General features: G+C 71.3%; 20 protein-coding genes and 2 tRNA genes. 13 read left to right on the forward strand and 9 right to left on the reverse strand.

Annotated features, from left to right (window positions below; all coding sequences use genetic code 11):
• Positions 1 to 60 precede the first annotated feature (60 nt).
• Positions 61 to 1,185 (reverse strand): J domain-containing protein, encoded by a 1,125-nt coding sequence (locus ACWEFJ_RS13895; protein WP_378083342.1) that lies wholly within the window; start codon positions 1,183 to 1,185, stop codon positions 61 to 63.
• A gap of 56 nt (positions 1,186 to 1,241) precedes the next feature.
• On the opposite strand from ACWEFJ_RS13895, the gene ACWEFJ_RS13900 reads away from it, so the two are divergent.
• The 3 genes from ACWEFJ_RS13900 to ACWEFJ_RS13910 all read left to right on the forward strand — a co-directional run bounded on the left by ACWEFJ_RS13900 (position 1,242) and on the right by ACWEFJ_RS13910 (position 1,709).
• Positions 1,242 to 1,315 (forward strand) — tRNA-Ser (locus ACWEFJ_RS13900).
• A tRNA-OTHER gene (locus ACWEFJ_RS13905) sits at positions 1,316 to 1,388 on the forward strand.
• 63 nt (positions 1,389 to 1,451) lie between these two features.
• Entirely contained in the window at positions 1,452 to 1,709 is a 258-nt protein-coding gene (locus ACWEFJ_RS13910) for a Prokaryotic metallothionein (protein ID WP_378083343.1), read from the forward strand.
• A 4-nt stretch (positions 1,710 to 1,713) separates the two neighbouring features.
• On the opposite strand, the gene ACWEFJ_RS13915 is transcribed toward ACWEFJ_RS13910, so the two are convergent.
• Together ACWEFJ_RS13915 and ACWEFJ_RS13920 are read right to left on the reverse strand one after the other, a co-directional pair.
• Positions 1,714 to 2,193 carry a hypothetical protein gene (locus ACWEFJ_RS13915; protein WP_378083345.1) on the reverse strand — a complete coding sequence of 160 codons (480 nt, stop codon included), beginning with the start codon at positions 2,191 to 2,193 and terminating at the stop codon, positions 1,714 to 1,716.
• Positions 2,194 to 2,334: 141 nt separating this feature from the next.
• A complete protein-coding gene (locus tag ACWEFJ_RS13920; protein ID WP_378083347.1) occupies positions 2,335 to 3,141 on the reverse strand; it encodes a metal-dependent hydrolase in 807 nt (268 codons plus the stop codon).
• Positions 3,142 to 3,436: 295 nt separating this feature from the next.
• Between ACWEFJ_RS13920 and ACWEFJ_RS13925 the strand changes: the two genes are divergently transcribed.
• From ACWEFJ_RS13925 to yhjD, 9 genes are all read left to right on the forward strand, one after another.
• Entirely contained in the window at positions 3,437 to 4,657 is a 1,221-nt protein-coding gene (locus ACWEFJ_RS13925; protein ID WP_378083349.1) for an NADP-dependent isocitrate dehydrogenase, read from the forward strand.
• 174 nt (positions 4,658 to 4,831) lie between these two features.
• On the forward strand, positions 4,832 to 5,146 hold the full coding sequence (locus ACWEFJ_RS13930) for an SH3 domain-containing protein (protein WP_378083350.1): 315 nt from the start codon (positions 4,832 to 4,834) through the stop codon (positions 5,144 to 5,146).
• A 21-nt stretch (positions 5,147 to 5,167) separates the two neighbouring features.
• Positions 5,168 to 5,386: a hypothetical protein gene (locus tag ACWEFJ_RS13935; protein ID WP_378083353.1), complete on the forward strand. Its 219-nt coding sequence runs from the start codon at positions 5,168 to 5,170 to the stop codon at positions 5,384 to 5,386.
• Positions 5,387 to 5,395: 9 nt separating this feature from the next.
• Complete coding sequence (locus ACWEFJ_RS13940; protein ID WP_449713946.1) at positions 5,396 to 6,220, forward strand: exodeoxyribonuclease III; 825 nt, start codon at positions 5,396 to 5,398, stop codon at positions 6,218 to 6,220.
• A 218-nt stretch (positions 6,221 to 6,438) separates the two neighbouring features.
• Complete coding sequence (locus ACWEFJ_RS13945; RefSeq protein WP_449713947.1) at positions 6,439 to 8,124, forward strand: TIGR03767 family metallophosphoesterase; 1,686 nt, start codon at positions 6,439 to 6,441, stop codon at positions 8,122 to 8,124.
• A gap of 85 nt (positions 8,125 to 8,209) precedes the next feature.
• On the forward strand, positions 8,210 to 10,729 hold the full coding sequence (locus ACWEFJ_RS13950) for a bifunctional FO biosynthesis protein CofGH (protein ID WP_449713948.1): 2,520 nt from the start codon (positions 8,210 to 8,212) through the stop codon (positions 10,727 to 10,729).
• A gap of 162 nt (positions 10,730 to 10,891) precedes the next feature.
• Positions 10,892 to 11,179 (forward strand): hypothetical protein, encoded by a 288-nt coding sequence (locus ACWEFJ_RS13955; protein ID WP_378083362.1) that lies wholly within the window; start codon positions 10,892 to 10,894, stop codon positions 11,177 to 11,179.
• Positions 11,180 to 11,272: 93 nt separating this feature from the next.
• On the forward strand, positions 11,273 to 12,271 hold the full coding sequence (gene trpS, locus ACWEFJ_RS13960) for a tryptophan--tRNA ligase (RefSeq protein ID WP_378083384.1): 999 nt from the start codon (positions 11,273 to 11,275) through the stop codon (positions 12,269 to 12,271).
• 64 nt (positions 12,272 to 12,335) lie between these two features.
• On the forward strand, positions 12,336 to 13,307 hold the full coding sequence (yhjD, locus tag ACWEFJ_RS13965; protein ID WP_449714016.1) for an inner membrane protein YhjD: 972 nt from the start codon (positions 12,336 to 12,338) through the stop codon (positions 13,305 to 13,307).
• A gap of 4 nt (positions 13,308 to 13,311) precedes the next feature.
• On the opposite strand, the gene ACWEFJ_RS13970 is transcribed toward yhjD, so the two are convergent.
• Together ACWEFJ_RS13970 and ACWEFJ_RS13975 are read right to left on the reverse strand one after the other, a co-directional pair.
• On the reverse strand, positions 13,312 to 13,656 hold the full coding sequence (locus ACWEFJ_RS13970) for a hypothetical protein (protein ID WP_378083363.1): 345 nt from the start codon (positions 13,654 to 13,656) through the stop codon (positions 13,312 to 13,314).
• A gap of 24 nt (positions 13,657 to 13,680) precedes the next feature.
• Positions 13,681 to 13,932, reverse strand: coding sequence for an SCO4848 family membrane protein (locus tag ACWEFJ_RS13975; RefSeq protein ID WP_378083365.1), 252 nt, complete (start codon positions 13,930 to 13,932; stop codon positions 13,681 to 13,683).
• A 60-nt stretch (positions 13,933 to 13,992) separates the two neighbouring features.
• On the opposite strand from ACWEFJ_RS13975, the gene ACWEFJ_RS13980 reads away from it, so the two are divergent.
• A complete protein-coding gene (locus tag ACWEFJ_RS13980; RefSeq protein ID WP_449713949.1) occupies positions 13,993 to 15,285 on the forward strand; it encodes a D-alanyl-D-alanine carboxypeptidase family protein in 1,293 nt (430 codons plus the stop codon).
• A 151-nt stretch (positions 15,286 to 15,436) separates the two neighbouring features.
• Here the strand turns inward: ACWEFJ_RS13980 and ACWEFJ_RS13985 are convergent, their stop codons facing one another.
• The 4 genes from ACWEFJ_RS13985 to sdhC are packed head-to-tail and all read right to left on the reverse strand — an operon-like array spanning position 15,437 to position 18,837.
• Positions 15,437 to 16,219, reverse strand: a complete 783-nt coding sequence (locus ACWEFJ_RS13985; protein ID WP_378083368.1) for a succinate dehydrogenase iron-sulfur subunit — start codon at positions 16,217 to 16,219, stop codon at positions 15,437 to 15,439.
• Positions 16,219 to 17,970 (reverse strand): succinate dehydrogenase flavoprotein subunit, encoded by a 1,752-nt coding sequence (gene sdhA, locus ACWEFJ_RS13990; protein WP_378083370.1) that lies wholly within the window; start codon positions 17,968 to 17,970, stop codon positions 16,219 to 16,221. Before sdhA ends, ACWEFJ_RS13985 begins: the two co-directional genes overlap by 1 nt.
• A gap of 25 nt (positions 17,971 to 17,995) precedes the next feature.
• Entirely contained in the window at positions 17,996 to 18,409 is a 414-nt protein-coding gene (locus tag ACWEFJ_RS13995) for a succinate dehydrogenase hydrophobic membrane anchor subunit (protein WP_378083371.1), read from the reverse strand.
• Positions 18,410 to 18,411: 2 nt separating this feature from the next.
• Entirely contained in the window at positions 18,412 to 18,837 is a 426-nt protein-coding gene (sdhC, locus tag ACWEFJ_RS14000) for a succinate dehydrogenase, cytochrome b556 subunit (RefSeq protein WP_378083374.1), read from the reverse strand.
• Positions 18,838 to 19,034: the final 197 nt, after the last annotated feature.

Genomic DNA, 19,034 nt, shown 5'->3' on the forward strand with positions numbered 1-19,034 from the left:
CTCGCCGAAACGTAGCCCGCGGCCGGGCGGCGCGACATGCGCCATTCGGTTGACCGCCGGCTATGCCAGGTGCTGATCGGCGCCCGTGACCGGCACGACCTGGCCGATCAGCAGCCGCAGCGCCTCCCGGTCCACCGTGGCCGGGTCCTCGGCGAGCCACTCGCCGACCTCCGCGACGAACTGCGCGGGCGTCATCGGCGGCACGACGGCGTCCGCCGGCTCCGCCGCGGTCACCACGCCCTCCCGGCTCGGGTACACCAGCAGCGCGGTCCGGATGTCCAGCCAGGGCAACAGCTTCCGGTACACCGCGAGGCTGCGCGGCATCCGCGTGCCGCCGCCCCGGAACGGGTGGCCGTTGCGCCAGACCGTGCCGTCGTCCTCGGCCTCGTAGTGCCCCGGCAGCCACGACTTCGACTCGATCAGCACCAGCCTCCGCCCGCACAGCACGGCGTGGTCCACGTCCGCGAACACCGAGCCCGGCCAGGCCAGGCCGTGGAAGATCCGCACGCCCGGCAGCCGGGTCAGGTACTCGCCGAGCAGGTCGGCGGTGAGCCGCTCGCAGACCCGGTCGTCCGTGGTGCCGTGGACCACGCCGGTGTCGTGGTCCAGCGTGAACGCGCGGTCGGCCCGGATCGCGGCCAGGTACCGCCGGACGAGCCGGAACGCGGCCGCGGCCGCCGCGGCGACCAGCACCAGCCACACGCCCAGCGCCAGCGGCGAGAAGTCGAGCGCCACCACGGGCAGCAGCAGGAAGAACCACCCGCACACGGCCGCGAGCGCGGGCGCGTGCCCCGGTCCGGCGGCCGGCACGTACCGCACCCGCTGCGCCGCGTCGACCAGGTGCCACCAGGCGAGGCCCCCGAGGTCCACCGCGGGCTTCGGGGGTACGAAGTGGGGATCGTCGCCGAAATCGCGCAGCCGGCCGGTGCGGCCCGTGCGCCGGGGTCGGGTCGGCGACGCCGGTCGTGCGCCCGGACGGGTGAACGTCCACCCCCGGTCGTAATCACGCCGCCGCGCGGGATCCCGGAGGGTGTCATATGCCTCTTGCAGCATGCGGAAGGTGCCGGAGGACCCGCCCGCGTCCGGGTGCATGACCTTGGCCAGGGAGCGGTAAGCGGATTTGATCTCCGCCTCGGACGCGTAGCGACCGACCCCGAGGAGTTCGTAGTAGTCGACCCCGCGCACGCGGCAGACCTTAGCGGCCCTGTCTCCCCGGCCGCGGTCTGGTTAGTGTTGTGCGGGAGCCCGGTAGCGCAGTGGTTGTCGCGCCCTCCTGCTCGGAGGGAGGACGCCGGTTCGAATCCGGCCCGGCTCGGGACCATGTAGCGCAGTGGTTGACGCGCCCTCCCCCGGGAGGGAGGACGCCGGTTCGAGTCCGGCCTGGTCCGCGGGTCCTGGTGACCGGGGTAGGCCGAGTTGCCGGGGTGCGCCCACCGGCGCACCCTTCGGCCATGGCGACATGCGACGTTTGCGGCAACGACTACTGGATGGCCTTCGAGGTCCGCACGGTCGGCGGCGGCACGTACACGTTCGACAGCTTCGAGTGCGCGATCCAGCGCCTGGCCCCGCGCTGCGAGCACTGCGACTGCCGCATCATCGGGCACGGCGTCGAGGTGCGGGGCCGGTTCTTCTGCTGCGCCCACTGCGCGCGCAGCGCGGAGAGCCTCGGCGCCGAGATCAAGGACACCGTCGGCGCGCACCCGGGCTGACCGCTCACCCGCAGTGCAGCACGAGCCGGCCGTTGAGGAACGTGGGCTGCAGGTCGCCGCGCGCGTCCACGCTCTTCGTGCCGTGCGGCAGGACCTCCTCGATCGCGCTGAACGCGATGATGTCCGAGACGCCGTAACGGCCGCGCAGCGCGCGTTGGCCGGGGAACCGCAGCGCCCGCCCCTCCCGCCGGTCCCGGTGCGCCAGCACCGCCCGCAACGCGCCCCGCGCCAGCGGCTCCGGCCCGGCGAGCCGTTGCAGGGCCCCGTCGTGCACCGCCACGCCGTAGCCGCGCTCGATCAGCGTCGACAGGGTGTTCTCCGACGGCCGGTCGGGGAGCCGGAACGACACCGCGTACCGCTCCTCCACCCGGTGCACGCACACCAGCTGGGCGTGGAACAGCAACGTCTCGTACAGCGACACCGCCACGGCGTCCGCGGTCGCCTGGTCCTCGTGACCGGCGTTCAGGCCGAGCCAGGTCGTCATCCGGACGCCTCGACAACGTTGTCGTGCAGCGGGTTCGGCACGAAGTCCTCCTCGGCGCGATCGGCGCGGGTCAGGATCTCGTGGGAGGCTAGTCCGATCGGGTGATCCCGTGGTAGCCGCCGAATGGCCCCTATCCGAAAACTAGATGGGGAGCAGGTCGAAGGTCTCGAGGAACGGCAGCGCGCCCGCCCGCTGGAGCGCGGCGGCGGACAGCCAGACGCTCAGGATCGTGATCAGCGGCCCGACGATCGCCATCTCCACCCGGCCGCCGGTCTTCATCCGCAGGACCTTGGGCGGCGCGACCGGGAACCACGTCTTGCCCATGAGCGGGATCGGCCACAGGATCGGGCAGCCCTGCTCGGTGATCGCGTCGCCGAGGTAGTGCGCCACGCAGCCGATGCCCACGGCCACCCCGCACGCGGCCGCGCTGGCCGGCGTCTGCGCGGTCCACGCCACGCAGGCGACCGTGATCGCGGCCGAGGCGCCGGTGATCAGCAGCGCGTCCTTCTGCGGGCACCAGTCGTTCATGATGCCGCGCACGGCCAGGCCCGCGAACACGAACATCAGCGCGGGCAGCGCCCACTTCTGCGACTGCTGCACGACCGCCGTCGTGCCGATGGCGGCGGCCAGCGCGAACGCCAGCGTGTGGGTCAGCCCGCGGTGTCCGCCGTCGCGGTTGGAGTCCTTGCGGGTGCGCGTGGTGCGGTAGACGAACGAGCTGACCGTGTTGATCAGCGCCGACGCGCCCGCGCTGACCGGCCCGAACGTGCGCGAGATGGTCGAGGACGGGTGGTCGAGGTCGGGCAGCAGTGCCGCGCCGGTGGCGAGCACCGCGCCCACCGCCCAGCTCTGCGGGCTCAGCTGGCCGATGGGGTGGTTCTCCGCCAGGGCGGTCACCGCGGCCCAGGCCAGCAGGCCGCTCATGGCGTGGGTCGGACCCGTCGACAACGCTGCCCCCTTGATCACTCCTACGGGGGAGAGGTTAGCGGGGCGGACGCGGCCGGCGGCGGCAATCCGCGAACGCGTGTTCGAGTGGCGACCGGCGGGGGCCGCAGGCCGTCCCCGTGCGGCGGCCCGCCGGTCCGGCTGGTTGTATTGGCCCGGAGCACGCCCGTGCCACCGGCGGTCGCGGCGTCGGCGCCAGTGTGACGCCGTTCCCTTTTTCCGCCCGGGTGGACGCAAGCAACCCGACATAGCAGTACGCTTGTCTTGCTTGCATTGTCGCGAGAGGAGCGCCCTGAGTATGGGCAAGATCAAGGTTCAGGGGACCGTCGTCGAACTCGACGGCGACGAGATGACGCGGATCATCTGGCAGTTCATCAAGGACAAGCTGATCCACCCGTACCTGGACGTCAACCTCGAGTACTACGACCTGGGCATCGAGCACCGGGACGCCACCGACGACCAGGTCACCGTCGACTCCGCGCACGCCATCAAGAAGCACGGCGTCGGCGTCAAGTGCGCCACCATCACGCCGGACGAGGCGCGGGTCGAGGAGTTCGGCCTGAAGAAGATGTGGCTCTCGCCGAACGGCACGATCCGCAACATCCTCGGCGGCGTGGTGTTCCGCGAGCCGATCATCATCTCCAACATCCCGCGGCTGGTGCCGGGCTGGACGAAGCCGATCATCATCGGCCGCCACGCCCACGGCGACCAGTACAAGGCGACCAATTTCAAGGTCCCCGGCGCGGGCGAGCTGACCATCACGTTCACGCCCGAGGACGGCTCCGAGCCGATCAAGCACGTGGTGGCCAACTACGGCCCCGACGGCGGCGTGGCCATGGGCATGTACAACTTCAACAAGTCCATCGAGGACTTCGCGCGCGCCTCGTTCTCGTACGGGTTGCAGCGCAACTACCCGGTGTACATGTCCACCAAGAACACCATCCTCAAGGCGTACGATGGCGCGTTCAAGGACATCTTCCAGAAGGTGTTCGAGGAGGAGTTCAAGGCGCAGTTCGACGCGGCGGGCCTGACCTACGAGCACCGCCTGATCGACGACATGGTCGCGGCGGCCCTGAAGTGGGAGGGCGGCTACGTCTGGGCGTGCAAGAACTACGACGGCGACGTGCAGTCCGACACGGTCGCGCAGGGCTTCGGGTCGCTCGGCCTGATGACCTCGGTCCTGATGACGCCGGACGGCAGCACGGTCGAGGCCGAGGCCGCGCACGGCACGGTCACCCGGCACTACCGCCAGCACCAGGCGGGCAAGCCGACCTCCACCAACCCGATCGCGTCGATCTACGCGTGGACCGGCGGCCTCAAGCACCGCGGCAAGCTGGACAGCACGCCGGAGGTCACCGGCTTCGCGGAGACGCTGGAGCAGGTCGTCGTGGAGACCGTCGAGAGCGGCAAGATGACCAAGGACCTCGCCCTGCTCGTGGGCAAGGACCAGGAGTGGCAGACCACCGAGGAGTTCCTCGGCACGCTCGACGAGAACCTGCAGAAGCGGATGGCCGGCTGACGCCCGCCCTCCCGTTCGCGTGATCAGGGGACTGCCTCCGGGCGGTCCCCTGATCCGTTTCCGTGACCACCTCACCCGTCCGGTTCCCCGGTGGTGTGGATTGCGCCGCGGACCGCCGCACGATCCGCCGGGCCGCGCTATATCTGCACCTCAGCAGAGGTGTCGGGAGGCGTGATGTTCGGGATTCCGGTGCGCGGCATGGTCGTCGTCGGTGTGCTCGCGGCGGCCGGGTTGATGTACTTCGCCAACGGCGGCAAGAAGCTGGGGGTCGAGGAGGTCGCCGTCCGGGAGTGCCGGGTGACGGTGGTCGCGGACATCCTCAACGTGCGCTCCGGGCCTGCCGACACGCAGCCGATCGTGGCCACCATGCGACGGGACGCGGTGGTGCGGGCCGAGGCGCGGGTCGAGAACGGGTTCCGGCTGCTGGCCGACGGGCACTGGGTCAAGGACGAGTTCGTGACGCCGACCTCGGACAGCAGCTGTTCGTGACGCCCGTGGTGTGATGGGCGGGTGTTCTTCAAGTGGCGGTGGGGCCGCCGTGACGTGGTGACGTGCGCGTGCGAGCCGGAGTGGCCGGGGTTGCGCGCGGAGGTGGACGGGCAGCCGGTGGCCGGCGTGCCCTCGCCCGAGGGCAGCAGCCCGTTGGTGCTGATGCTGGGCCTGACCGCGGTGTGCACGGGCTGCGGCGCGCGATACCCGCACGGCTGGGCGGTCGCCGGTCGCGGTTAGGCTGCCGCCGTGCTGACCGTCTCCACGATCAACGTCAACGGGCTGCGCGCCGCGGCGAAGAAGGGCTACCTCGAGTGGCTGGCCGCGACGTCGGCGGACGTCGTGTGCCTCCAGGAGGTGCGCGCCGAGCCGAGGCAGCTGCCGGACGAGGTGCGGTCGCCGGAGGGCTGGCACGTGGCGCACGCGTACTCGGAGGTCAAGGGCCGCAACGGGGTCGCGGTGCTGACCCGGCAACAGCCGGAGGCCGTGCGGATCGGGTTCGGGGTGGCCGAGTTCGAGCACTCGGGGCGGTACGTCGAGGTCGAGCTGGCCGACGTGGTCGTGGCGTCGCTGTACCTGCCCAGCGGCGACGTCGGCACGCCGAGGCAGGACGAGAAGGACCGCTTCATGGCGGGGTTCCTGCCGTACCTGGTGGAACTGCGCGACAAGGCCGCCGCCGACGGGCGCGAGGTGCTGGTGTGCGGCGACTGGAACATCGCGCACCGGGCCGAGGACCTGAAGGCGTGGAAGGCGAACCTGAAGTCGTCCGGGTTCCTGCCCGAGGAGCGGGCGTGGATGGACCGGGTGTTCGGGGAGGCGCGGTACGTCGACGTGGTGCGTTCGCTGCACCCCGACGTGGCCGGCCCGTACAGCTGGTGGTCCTACCGCGGCAAGGCGTTCGACAACGACTCCGGCTGGCGGATCGACTACCAGGTCGCGACGCGGGGCTTGGCGGCCTCGGCCACGTCGGCGGTGGTCGAGCGGGCCGCCACGTACGCCGAACGGTGGTCCGACCACGCGCCCGTCACCGTGACCTTCGACTGGCCGAGGGACGCCGATCAGGCTGGATCCTGACCCCGCGCCCGCGCGTGTCCTACGTTCGGAACGCGCGTGTCCTACGGTCAGGTGCGCCGAGTTGAACGCCCCGGGGCCGGCCGGAGTCCTTGCCCGCCAACGGGAACGATCAACCCGACGATCGACTTCGCTCGTTCGGCCGCACTTCACGTCGAGTTCGTGACCCCATCCCCGGTTCGTGAGAACTTTTCACCAACCGAGGACACGGGGAGCGGTCGATGGGGATCAGCCGGCGGCGGTTCTTGCAGGCGACGGGTGCGGCGGGCGGGGTGTTGCTGTGGGGTGGGCCCGCCTGGGCCGCCACCACCGGCACGACCCTCGACTCCGCCGCCGCGGCGGTCGGCGGCACGGGGTACCGCCGGCTCCAGGCCGGCCCGGGGTGGCCGCTCGTGGTGCGCCCCGACCTCGCCGCACCCGACCCGGGACGGGCGGACCGGCGCACGCCGCTCGCCTGCTTCGTCCAGTTCACCGACATGCACGTGCTCGACGCGCAGAGCCCCGCCCGCTTCGAGTACACCCACCCGCTGCTCGGCTCCGGCGCGTTCCGCCCGCACGAGACGCTGGCGCAGCACACCTCCACCGCCCTGGTGAACCGGGTCAACGCCCTCCGCGCCGGCCCGTTCACCGGCCGCCCGATCGACTTCACCATGACCACGGGCGACAACACCGACAACCACGAGCTGGTCGAGCTGGACTGGTTCCTCACCGTCCTCAACGGCGGCCGGATCACCGCCAACACCGGCGACCCCGCCCGCTACGAGGGCGTCCAGGACTCCGGCGCGAAGTCCTACTGGAACCCGCACTCCGCCCTGCCGGACGACTACAAGGCCAAGGGCTTCCCGCAGGTCCCCGGTTTGCTCGACGCCGCGATCCGCCCGTTCGACAGCCCCGGCCTGCGCGTCCCCTGGTACTGCACGTTCGGCAACCACGACGACAGCGTGGTCGGGTCCCTGCCCGACGGCATCCCGCCGGTCGACGGCCTCTACACCGGCAGCCGCAAGGTCGTCGGCTTCTCCGACGCGCAGGTGCGGCGGCTCGCCGCGGCCATGACCGACCCCACCCGCGTGCTCGACGCGGCGGCCGTGCTGGCCGAGGGCGGCCTGGTGCGCACGGTCACCCCGGACGACCGCCGCCGCCCCTTCACCACCGCCGAGTTCGTCCAGGCGCACCTCGACCCGCGCCACACCGGCCCCGGCCCGCACGGGCACGGCTTCACCCCGGACAACGCCGACGGCGTGGACGTCTTCTACACGTTCCGGATCGCGCCCGGCGTCACGGGCGTCAGCCTCGACACCACGACCACCGCGGGCTTCGCGGACGGCTCGATCGGCCTGCACCAGTACCTCTGGCTGGAGCGGACGCTCAAGCGCAACAGCTCCCGCTACTACGACGCGTTCGGCTTCGCGCACCGGCAGGACGTCACCGACGAGCTGTTCATCCTCTTCAGCCACCACACGAGCTGGACGATGGGCAACGTCCTGCCGGACCGCCGCCGCCCGCTGGACCCCCGGCTGGACGGCGACGCGCTCGTCGCGCTGCTCGGCCGGTTCCCGAACGTGGTGGCCTGGGTCAACGGCCACACCCATGAGAACCGGATCGTCCCGCACGGCACGGGCGAGCGCGCGTTCTGGGAGATCAACACCGCCGCCCACGTCGACCACCCGCAGCACGCCCGGATCATCGAACTCGCGGACAACGGCGACGGCACGTTGTCGCTGTTCACGACCTTGGTCGAGGCCGACGCGCCCTACCAGGCCGACTACGACGACTTCTCGCCGCGCGGCCTCGCGTCACTGGCCCGAGAACTCTCGTTCAACGACCCGCACGCCAACGCGGCCGCCGCCGGCGCGGTGACGGACCGCAACACCGAACTGCTCGTGGCGGGGCGGGCGCCGGTGCGGTGACGCGACGCGGACCACCCGGTGGCGGTCCGTGTCGGACATCACACTGGGCATGATCAGGACTTTCCCCAGACCTAATGTCGTTGACGTGGCCGTGGACATCTCGATCACCCCGCCGGAGCCCCAGCCGAACGCCTCGGCGATGCGACGCGCGTTGCGCCGTGCCGCCGACGGCGCGCCGCTGGACGTCACGGAGGCGGCCGTGCTGCTGCACGCCCGCGGTGACGACCTGGAGGCGCTGCTCGACGCCGCCGGCCGGGTTCGGGACGCCCACCTGCTGGCCGAGGGCCGGCCGGGGGTCGTCACCTACAGCCGCAACGCGTTCATCCCGCTGACCCGGCTGTGCCGCGACCGCTGCCACTACTGCACGTTCGCGACCGTCCCGCACAAGCTGCCCGCCGCGTTCCTGGAGCGCGACGAGGTGCTGGAGATCGCCCGCCGGGCCGCCGCCCAGGGCTGCAAGGAAGCCCTCTTCACGCTGGGCGACCGGCCCGAGGAGCGGTGGCCGCAGGCCCGCGAGTGGCTGGAGGCGCGCGGCTACTCGTCCACGCTCGACTACGTGCGGGCCAGCGCGATCGCGGTGCTGGAGGAGACCGGCCTGCTGCCGCACCTCAACCCCGGCGTGCTGAGCTGGGAGGAGTTGCAGCGGCTGCGGCCGGTCGCGGCCAGCATGGGGATGATGCTGGAGACCACGGCCGAGCGGCTGTGGTCGCAGAAGGGCGGCCCGCACTACGGCAGCCCGGACAAGGAGCCCGCGGTCCGGCTGCGGGTGCTCACCGACGCGGGCCGGGTCAACGTCCCCTTCACCACCGGCATCCTCATCGGCATCGGCGAGACCGTCACCGAGCGCGCCGAGTCGCTGCTGGCCATGCGCGGCATCGCCCGGCAGTACGGGCACGTCCAGGAAGTGATCATCCAGAACTTCCGGGCCAAGCCGGACACCGCGATGCGCGGCATGCCCGACGCCGACCTGCGCGAGCTGGCCGCCACGATCGCGGTCGCGCGGCTGGTCATGCCCTCGTCCACGAGCGTGCAGGCCCCGCCGAACCTGGTCGGCGGCGAGTTCGGCCTGATGCTGCGCGCGGGCATCGACGACTGGGGCGGCGTGTCGCCGGTCACGCCCGACCACGTCAACCCCGAACGGCCGTGGCCGCAGGTCGACGCGCTCGCCGAGCACACCCGCGCCGCCGGGTTCGAGCTGCGGGAACGCCTCGCCGTCTACCCGCGGTACGTGACCGCGCCCGCCGGGCAGTGGATCGACACCCGGCTCACCGCCCACGTGTCCGCGTTGGCGCGGGAGGACGGGCTGGCCGAGCCGGACGCGCCCGTCGTCGGCCGCGAGTGGCAGGAGCCGGACGGCGGCCTCGACACCTACGGGCGGGCCGACCTCAACACCGCCATCGACACCGAGGGCCGCACCGACGACCGCCGGGGCGACTTCGACAGCGTCTACGGCGACTGGGCCTCGCTGAGCGTCCCCAAGGCCGTCGAGCGGCTGCCGGAGGACACCGCGCGCGCCCTGCGCCTGGCCGCCGACGACCCCGCCCGGCTGCTGGACGACACGGACGCGGCCATGGCGCTGCTCACCGCGGACGGCACGGCCCTGGAGACCATGACCAGGCTGGCCGACGAGCTGCGCGCCGAGGTGGTCGGCGACGACGTCACCTACGTGGTCAACCGCAACATCAACTTCTCGAACGTCTGCTACGTCGGCTGCCGCTTCTGCGCGTTCGCCCAGCGGGAGCGGGACGCGGACGCGTTCCGGCTCTCCGTGGCCGAGGTCGCCGACCGCGCCCAGGAGGCGTGGGACGCGGGCGCGACCGAGGTGTGCATGCAGGGCGGCATCGACCCGAAGTTGCCGGTCACGTACTACGCCGACGTCGTGCGCGCGATCAAGGCCCGGGTGCCGGGCATGCACGTGCACGCGTTCAGCCCGATGGAGGTCGTCGCGGCGGCGGCCAAGGCGGGCGTGAGCGTGCGCGAGTGGCTGACCGAGCTGCGCGACGCGGGCCTGGACACCATCCCCGGCACCGCCGCCGAGATCCTGGACGACGACGTGCGCTGGGTGCTGACCAAGGGCAAGCTGCCCGCCGCGACCTGGCTCGACGTCGTCGCGACCGCGCACGAGCTGGGCATCCGCTCGTCGTCCACGATGATGTACGGCCACGTCGACCACCCGGGCCACTGGCTCGGCCACTTCCGGACCCTGGCGGCCCTGCAGGACCGCACGGGCGGGCTCACCGAGTTCGTCGGCCTGCCGTTCGTGCACCGCAACGCGCCGATCTACCTGGCGGGCGTGGCCCGGCCCGGCCCGACCCGGCGCGACAACCGGGCCGTGCACGCCTTCGCCCGGCTCGCCCTGCACGGCCGCGTCGACAACGTCCAGTGCTCGTGGGTCAAGCTCGGCGACGAGGGCACCGCCGAGGTGCTCCGCGGCGGCGCCAACGACCTGGGCGGGACCCTCATGGAGGAGACCATCAGCCGCATGGCGGGCTCCGAGCACGGCTCCGCCCGCACGGTCGAGCAGCTGCACGCCACGGCGGCGTTGGCGGGCCGCCCGGCCCGGCAGCGCACTACGACATATGGCCGAGTGGACGTGGTCGGGTAGACCCCTGCGGGCGACAGCGCGACCGGCTGTGGTTAGTCTGCCGCCGGTCGTGTTTACCCGAAGCGGGCATGCCGGTCCCACAGCTTGGGTAGGTTCGCGACCGGCCGTCAACAAGGTTCACTCCCCCGTGGAGTGGCGCGGTGTTGGTGAGGAGGCTGGGCAGTGCGCGGTCGCGGTGCGGTGCTGGGTCTGGTCCTGGGCGCGGCGTCATCCCTGCTCGTCCCGGGTGTCGCGGTGGCGGCCGACGGCGCGGTGGTCGCCCCGGTCTCCCTCGAGGCGCCGGTCGGCATCGCCGCGGTGGCGTTCGGCGTGATCGGCCTGGTCGCCGGTCTGGTCCGCCGCCGCCGGTCGGCCGTGGCGCCCACGGCGGCCAACGAGCGCATCACCCCGCAGGTGGCCGCGGGCGGCGACGGCACGGCCGAGGTGCGGCCCGCCACCACCGGGGCCTGACCGGCCTGGGAGAATCCTCCCGTGGTCGTCGACAACTCCGCTGAGAACGCCGCCGGCGAGGCCGCGGGCCTCCCCGCCGAGAACCCGGCTCCGGTGAGCCGCCCCCGCGTGCTGTCCGGCATCCAGCCGACCGCGGGCTCCTTCCACCTCGGCAACTACCTGGGCGCGCTCCGCCAGTGGGTGGCGCTCCAGGAGACCCACGACGCGTTCTACTGCGTCGTGGACCTGCACGCGATCACCGTCGAGCAGGACCCCAAGGTGCTGCGGCACAACACGCGGGTGTCGGCCGCGCAGCTCCTCGCGCTGGGCATCGACCCCGACCGCGCCGCGCTGTTCGTGCAGTCGCACGTGCCCGAGCACGCGCAGCTCGCCTGGGTGATGCAGTGCCTGACCGGGTTCGGCGAGGCCAGCCGGATGACCCAGTTCAAGGACAAGTCCGCGCGGCAGGAGGCGGGCGTCGGCGTCGGCCTGTTCACCTACCCGATCCTGCAGGCCGCGGACATCCTGCTGTACCAGGCGCACTACGTGCCGGTCGGCGAGGACCAGCGCCAGCACCTGGAGCTGACCCGCGACCTCGCGCAGCGGTTCAACACCCGCTACGGCAAGACGTTCCGGCTGCCCGAGCCGTACATCGTCAAGGACACCGCCAAGATCTACGACCTCCAGGACCCGACGTCGAAGATGTCGAAGTCCGTGCCCGCGGGCGTGGTGGAGCTGCTGGAGGACCCGAAGCGGTCGGCCAAGAAGATCCGCTCGGCGGTCACGGACACCGGCCGGGAGATCGCCTACGACCCGGAGCACAAGGCCGGCGTGAGCAACCTGCTGGTGATCTACTCCGCGTTGACCGGGCGGTCGGTCGAGTCGCTGGTCGCGGACTACGAGGGCAAGGGCTACGGCGACCTGAAGAAGGACCTCGGCGAGGTGTTCACCGAGTTCGTCACGCCCGTGCGGGCGCGGGTCGCGGAGTACCTCGACGACACCGCCGAGCTGGACAAGGTGCTGGCGCGCGGCGCCGAGCGGGCGCGATCGGTCGCGGCGAAGACGCTGGCCAGGGCCTACGACCGGATCGGGTTCCTGCCGAGTGGCGGGTGATCACCGCACCCGCTAGCTTTTCCGCGTGGCGGACAACGCTGGCACGGGGTCGAAGCTCGACCGGATGCGCCGGGAACGGCCGTGGCTCGACCACCTGTTCCGCGCCGCCGCGCGCTACACGGAGAGCTACGGGGCGCACTACGCGGCGGCGGTGACGTACTTCAGCGTGCTGTCGCTCGTGCCGATGCTCATGATCGGGTTCGCGGTCGCCGGCTTCGTGCTGGCCTCGGAACCCGCCCTGATCGAGGAGCTGAAGGCGAGCATCGCCGAGGCCGTGCCGGGCTCGCTCGGCGACACGATCAACAACGTCGTGGAGCAGGCCATCGACTCCAAGGGCACGGTCGGCGTGCTCGGCCTGCTCACCGCCGCCTACTCCGGGCTCGGCTGGATGAGCAACCTGCGCGACGCGCTGACCGCGCAGTGGGGCCACCCGAAGCAGGACCTGCCGTTCCTCAAGACGGCGCTGAAGGACCTGCTCGCGCTCGTCACGCTCGGCGCGGCGCTGGTGGTGTCGTTCGGGCTGACGGCGGCGGGCAGCGGGCTCGCCGAGCTGGTGCTGCGGTGGGTCGGCCTGGACGGCGTCGGGTGGGCCGAGGCGATGCTGAAGGTCGGCACGATCGTGCTCGGCCTGGTGGCGAACTGGCTGGTGTTCCTGTGGGTGCTGGCCAAGCTGCCGCGCAAGCGGTTCAGCCTGCGCAGCGCGGCCAAGGGCGCGGCCGCCGCGGCGATCGTGTTCGAGGTGCTCAAGCAGGGCGGGACGCTCTACCTGAGCACCGTCACGTCGTCGCCCGCGGGCGCGGCGTTCGGGCCGATCATCGGCGTGCTGTTCTTCGCGAACCTGGTGGCGCAGTCGCTGCTGTTCATCACCGCGTGGACGGCCACGGCGCGGGAGAACCTGCTGCGCGACCCGCCCGCCCCGCCGCCGCCCGCCGTGATCCGGCCCGTGGTCGAGGTCCGCTCGGGCCCCAGCCCCCGCGCCGCCATCGGTCTGGTCGGCGCGGGGCTGCTGCTGGGGACGTTGTTCCGGCGGCGGTGAGCCGCTACGTCCAGAAGACGGCGATGCCGACGTTCACCACGACCAGGGCCGCCAGGGTGGGCGTGAGCCAGGCCGCGGGCTTCTTCTTGAGGTTGACCGCCACCAGCGCCGCGATGACGACCAGCACCAGCAGCTTCACGCCGATCTTGATGTCGTTGTAGTCCTGGTCGGTGAGCGGGGCCAGGCCCATCAGCGCCACGCCGGTGAGCAGCTGCAACGCGCTGCCGTGCAGCCAGCCCTTGTTCAGCGGGGCGTCGGCCCCGGCCCGGCGCTGGACGAAGAACATCGCGATCAGCATGCCCATGCCGAGCAGGTGCAGGAACACCAGCAGTAGGCGCACGAACTCCACGGCGGAGCCTCCAGGTGTGGTGGGTTATTCCTTCTTGGTGCGACCGCCGCCGGCGCGACCGGCGGCGCGCAGGCCGCGCACGCCCAACACGCCGATGACCGTGCCGAATGTGAGGGACGCGACGACGAGCAGCAAGTGGACGGTGAAGAACGCGGTCGGGCCGGCGTCCCACGAGCGGGGGTCCTTCCAGATGTTGCGCAGGAAGGTCGGCCAGATGATCCAGGACCACACCCCGAAGGCAAGCAGGAAGACGGACGTGCCGCGGGAGAGCTTCACCGGAGCAGTATCGGACGTGGCGGGTGCAGGTCACTCATCCGGGGTGGTTAGCCTGGGCAGGTGCGTTCCTCCGCGTTCCGACGGCCCTTCGCCCTCGTGCTGGCTGCTTGCGCGCTGATGGCCGGCGTGTCGTTCGTGGCCGCACCGACCGCCGCGGCCCAGCAGCCCTGCGAGAACAAGGTGTCACCGCCCCCGCCGGTGGACACGTCCGAACAGGTGGCCCCGGGTGAGAAGCCACCGCCTCCGATCGAGGTACCGGAGAGCCCGATCGGGGGACCACGTCTCGGTGAATGCGGGCTCGTGCTGCCGCCGAACGCGCCGGTGCCGCCGGACGGCATCACCGCCGAGAGCTGGTTGCTCGCCGACCTCGACTCCGGCGCGGTGCTGGCCGCGGTCAACCCGCACGGCCGGCAGCGGCCCGCGTCGGTGATCAAGGTGCTGCTCGCCACCGTGGTGGCCAAGGAGCTGGCCCCCGACGCGACGGTCGTGGCGACGCCCGACGACCTCGCGCAGGAGTGCACGTGCGTGGGGCTGCGCGCCGGTGCGACGTACACCGTCGAGCAGATGCTCCAGGCGCTGGTGATGGCGTCGGGCAACGACGTGGCGCACGCGCTGGCGCGGCGGCTGGGCGGCGTGCCGTCGGCGATCCGGAAGATGAACGCCCTCGCGGCCGAGCTGGGCGCGCTGGACACGCGGGCGGTCACACCGTCCGGGTTGGACGCGCCGGGCACCTCCACGTCGGCGTACGACGTGGCGCTGATCTACCGCGAGGCGATGAAGCACCCGGACTTCGTCAAGGCGGTGACGACGCGGCGGATCGACTTCCCGGCGGCCAACGGCGCGGGGACCGTGCCGGTCGTCAACGACAACCGGCTGCTGACCACGTACGAGGGCGCGTTGGGCGGCAAGTCGGGGTTCACCGACGACGCGCAGCACACCTACGTCGGCGCGGCGGCGCGCAACGGCAAGCGGCTCGTGGTCGTGCTGCTGCGCGGCCAGCAGCAGCCGACCCGGATGACCGACCAGGCGGCCCGGCTGCTGGACTACGGGTTCGCGCTGGAGCCGGCCGCGTCCGGCAACCCGGTCGGCCGGCTGGTGGAGGGCGCGCCGCAGGCGAAGAAGAAGACCACCGAGCCGCGTCCGACGCCGACCAGCGCCGGGGTGGGCGAGACCCACTCGATCCCGGACGCCTCCGGACCGTCCGCGATGGAGACCGCGTTCGGCAACGTGGGCGGTCCGATCACCGCCGCGGCGGGCCTGGGCCTCGTCCTGGCGTTCGTGATGTACCTGCGCAACCGCCGCGCCAAGGCGGCCCGCGCCGCCCGCGCCGCCGCCACCCGACAAACCCCTTAACCCCGCGTGTCCTACGTTCACGTCACGCGTGTCCTACCTCCAGAACAGCCGAGTTGAACGCTCAGAACAAACAGGATCTCGTTCTGAGCGTTCAACTCGGCGTACCTGAACGTAGGACACGCGCGTTCCGAACGTAGGACACGCGCGAGGGTTAGACGCGCTTGAAGAGGAGGGCGCGTTTGACTTCCTGGATCGCCTTGGTCACCTGGATGCCGCGGGGGCACGCGTCGGTGCAGTTGAACGTCGTCCGGCAGCGCCACACGCCGTCCACGTCGTTCAGGATGTCCAGCCGTTCCTCGGCGCCCTCGTCCCGGCTGTCGAAGATGAACCGGTGCGCGTTCACGATCGCCGCCGGGCCGAAGTAGGAGCCCTCGGTCCAGTACACCGGGCACGACGTGGTGCACGCCGCGCACAGGATGCACTTGGTGGTGTCGTCGAACCGCTCCCGGTCGGCGATGGACTGCACCCGCTCGCGCGTCGGCTCGTTGCCGTACGTGATGAGGTACGGCTTGACCGCCCGGAACGCCTCGAAGAACGGCTCCATGTCGACCAGCAGGTCCTTGTGGACCGGCAGCCCCTTGATGGGCTCGATGGTGATCGTGGTCGGCTTGCCGCCGCCCGCCAGCAGGTCCTTCAGCAGCACCTTGCACGCCAGCCGGTTCACGCCGTTGATGCGCATGGCGTCCGACCCGCAGATGCCGTGGGCGCACGACCGGCGGAACGTGAGCGTCCCGTCCAGGTACCACTTCACGTAGTGCAGCAGGTTCAGCACGCGGTCCGACGGCAGGGCCGGGATCTCGAACGAGTCCCAGCGCGGCTCGTCGTCCACCTCCGGGTTGAACCGGCGGATCTTCAGGGTGACGGTGATCGCGCCGTCCGGCACCGGGGGCTGGTTGCCGCGCGAGCCGGTGGACACTTCAGCGGTAGCGGTCATCAGTACTTGCGCTCCATCGGCTGGTACCGGGTGAACGTCACGGGCTTGTAGTCGAGCCGGATGTCGGCCAGCAAGCCTTCGCCCTGCTTGTAGTACATGCTGTGGCGCATGAAGTTCGTGTCGTCGCGGTTCGGGTAGTCCTCGCGCGCGTGACCGCCGCGGGACTCCTTGCGCGCCAGCGCGCCCACGACGAGAACCTCGGCCAGCTCCAGGAGGAAGCCCAGCTCGACCGCTTCCAGCAGGTCGGTGTTGAACCGCTTCCCCTTGTCCTGCACGGTGATCCGCTGGTACCGCTCCTTCAACGCCTGCACGTCGTGCAGCGCCTGCTTGAGCGTGTCCTCGGTGCGGTACACCGACGCGTTGGCGTCCATCGTGGCCTGCAGCTCGGTGCGGATGTCCGCCACGCGCTCCTCGCCGTGCTCGGACAGCACGAGCGCCACCTGGGCCTCGACGGCCGCGGCGGGGTTCTCCGGCAAGTCCACGTGGTCGTGCGCCAGCGCGTACTCGGCGGCGGCGATGCCCGCGCGCCGGCCGAACACGTTGATGTCCAGCAACGAGTTCGTGCCGAGCCGGTTCGCGCCGTGCACGGACACGCACGCGCACTCGCCCGCGGCGTAGAGGCCGGGCACGACGTTGTCGTTGTCCCGCAGCACCTCGCCGTGCACGTTGGTCGGGATGCCGCCCATCGCGTAGTGCGCGGTCGGGTAGACCGGCACCGGCTCCTTCACCGGGTCGACCGCGAGGTAGGTGCGGGCGAACTCGGTGATGTCGGGCAGCTTGGTCTCCAGCACCTCCGCGCCCAGGTGCGTGCAGTCCAGCAGCACGTAGTCCTTGTTGGGGCCCGCGCCGCGGCCCTCCAGCACCTCCAGCGCCATCGACCGGGCCACGATGTCGCGCGGCGCGAGGTCCTTGATGGTGGGGGCGTAGCGCTCCATGAACCGCTCGCCGGACGCGTTGCGCAGGATCGCGCCCTCGCCGCGCGCGCCCTCGGTGAGCAGGATGCCCAGGCCCGCCAGGCCGGTCGGGTGGAACTGGTAGAACTCCATGTCCTCCAGCGGCAGGCCCTTGCGGAACACGATGCCCATGCCGTCGCCGGTCAGCGTGTGCGCGTTGGACGTGGTCTTGAAGACCTTGCCGAAGCCGCCGGTGGCGAACACCACGGACTTGGCCTGGAACACGTGGATCTCGCCGGTCGCCAGCTCGTAGGCCACCGCGCCGGTGCAGACCGGGCCGTTGTCGGTCTCGGTCAGGCAGATGTCGAGCACGTAGAACTCGTTGAAGAACTCGATCCCGTGCTTGACGCAGTTCTGGTACAGCGTCTGGAGGATCATGTGGCCGGTGCGGTCGGCCGCGTAGCAGGCCCGGCGCACGGCCGCCTCGCCGTGGTTGCGGGTGTGGCCGCCGAACCGCCGCTGGTCGATCTTGCCCTCGGGCGTGCGGTTGAACGGCAGGCCCATCTTCTCCAGGTCGAGGACCGCGTCGATGGCCTCCTTCGCCATGATCTCGGCGGCGTCCTGGTCGACCAGGTAGTCACCGCCCTTGATCGTGTCGAAGGTGTGCCACTCCCAGTTGTCCTCCTCCACGTTCGCGAGCGCGGCGCACATGCCGCCCTGCGCCGCACCCGTGTGGGAACGCGTGGGGTAGAGCTTGGTGAGCACGGCCGTGCGCGCCCGCTGGCCGGCCTCGATCGCCGCGCGCATCCCGGCGCCACCCGCGCCGATGATCACGACGTCGTACTTGTGGAACTGCATGGCTTTGAGCACTCCCCGCGGCGGGTCAGTCGGTGATGTTCGGGTCGAAGGTGAAGATCACGTACGTGCCGAGGGCGATGATCAGCACCATCGACGAGTAGAGCAGCACCTTGAGCCAGAACCGGGTCGCGTCCTTGCGGGCGTAGTCGTTGATCACGGTGCGCAGGCCGTTGCCGCCGTGGATCTGGGCCAGCCACAGCATCGCCAGGTCCCAGAACTGCCAGAACGGCGACGCCCACCGGCCGGCGACGAAGCCGAAGTTGATGCGGTGCACGCCGCCGTCGAGGATGTTCATGATGAACAGGTGCCCGAGCACCAGCACCACCAGCGCGACGCCCGAGATGCGCATGAACAGCCAGCTGTACAGCTCGAAGTTGCTGCGGCGGGCGGCGGGGCGGCGCGGCGAGCGCGGCTTGTCGAGGGTCAGGGACTCGCTCATGATCAGTGACCCCCACCGAACAGGTCGGTAACCGTGCGGACCATCATGTAGTAGGTGCCGGGGATCATCACCAGCACCCAGACGACGAGCACCGCCCACAGCATCTGCTTCTGGAAGCGGGCGCCCTTCTCCCAGAAGTCGACGAGCATCACGCGGATGCCGTTGAGCGCGTGGTAGAGGACCGCGCCGACCAGGCCGACCTCGAACAGGTTGACGACCGGGTTCTTGTAGGTCTCGATGACCTTGTCGTACGCGTCCGGCGACACCCGCACCAGCGCGGTGTCCAGGACGTGCGCGAACAGGAAGAAGAACGTCAACACGCCGGTGATGCGGTGGGCTACCCAGGACCACATGCCCAGGTCGCCGCGGTAGAGCGTTCCGCCCCCCTTAGAGGTGCCCGCCCGCTCGGGTGCGGTGGTGCCGGCCATGAGCTACGGCCTCCAGCGTCGGTGGTGGACTGGTCTCCGGTACTCGATTCCAGTACGCGGACCTTGACCAGCCGATGCTAGTCCCGTGAACATCACCCGACCCAACGGCCCGACCCGTCTGTGAGCGACGAGACACCCGGTGGGCGCTGGATCGATTCGCCTCACACCGGGCGCGGCGGTGCTGTGCGGCGCCGGTC

The organism is Actinosynnema sp. NPDC004786, assembly GCF_053601135.1.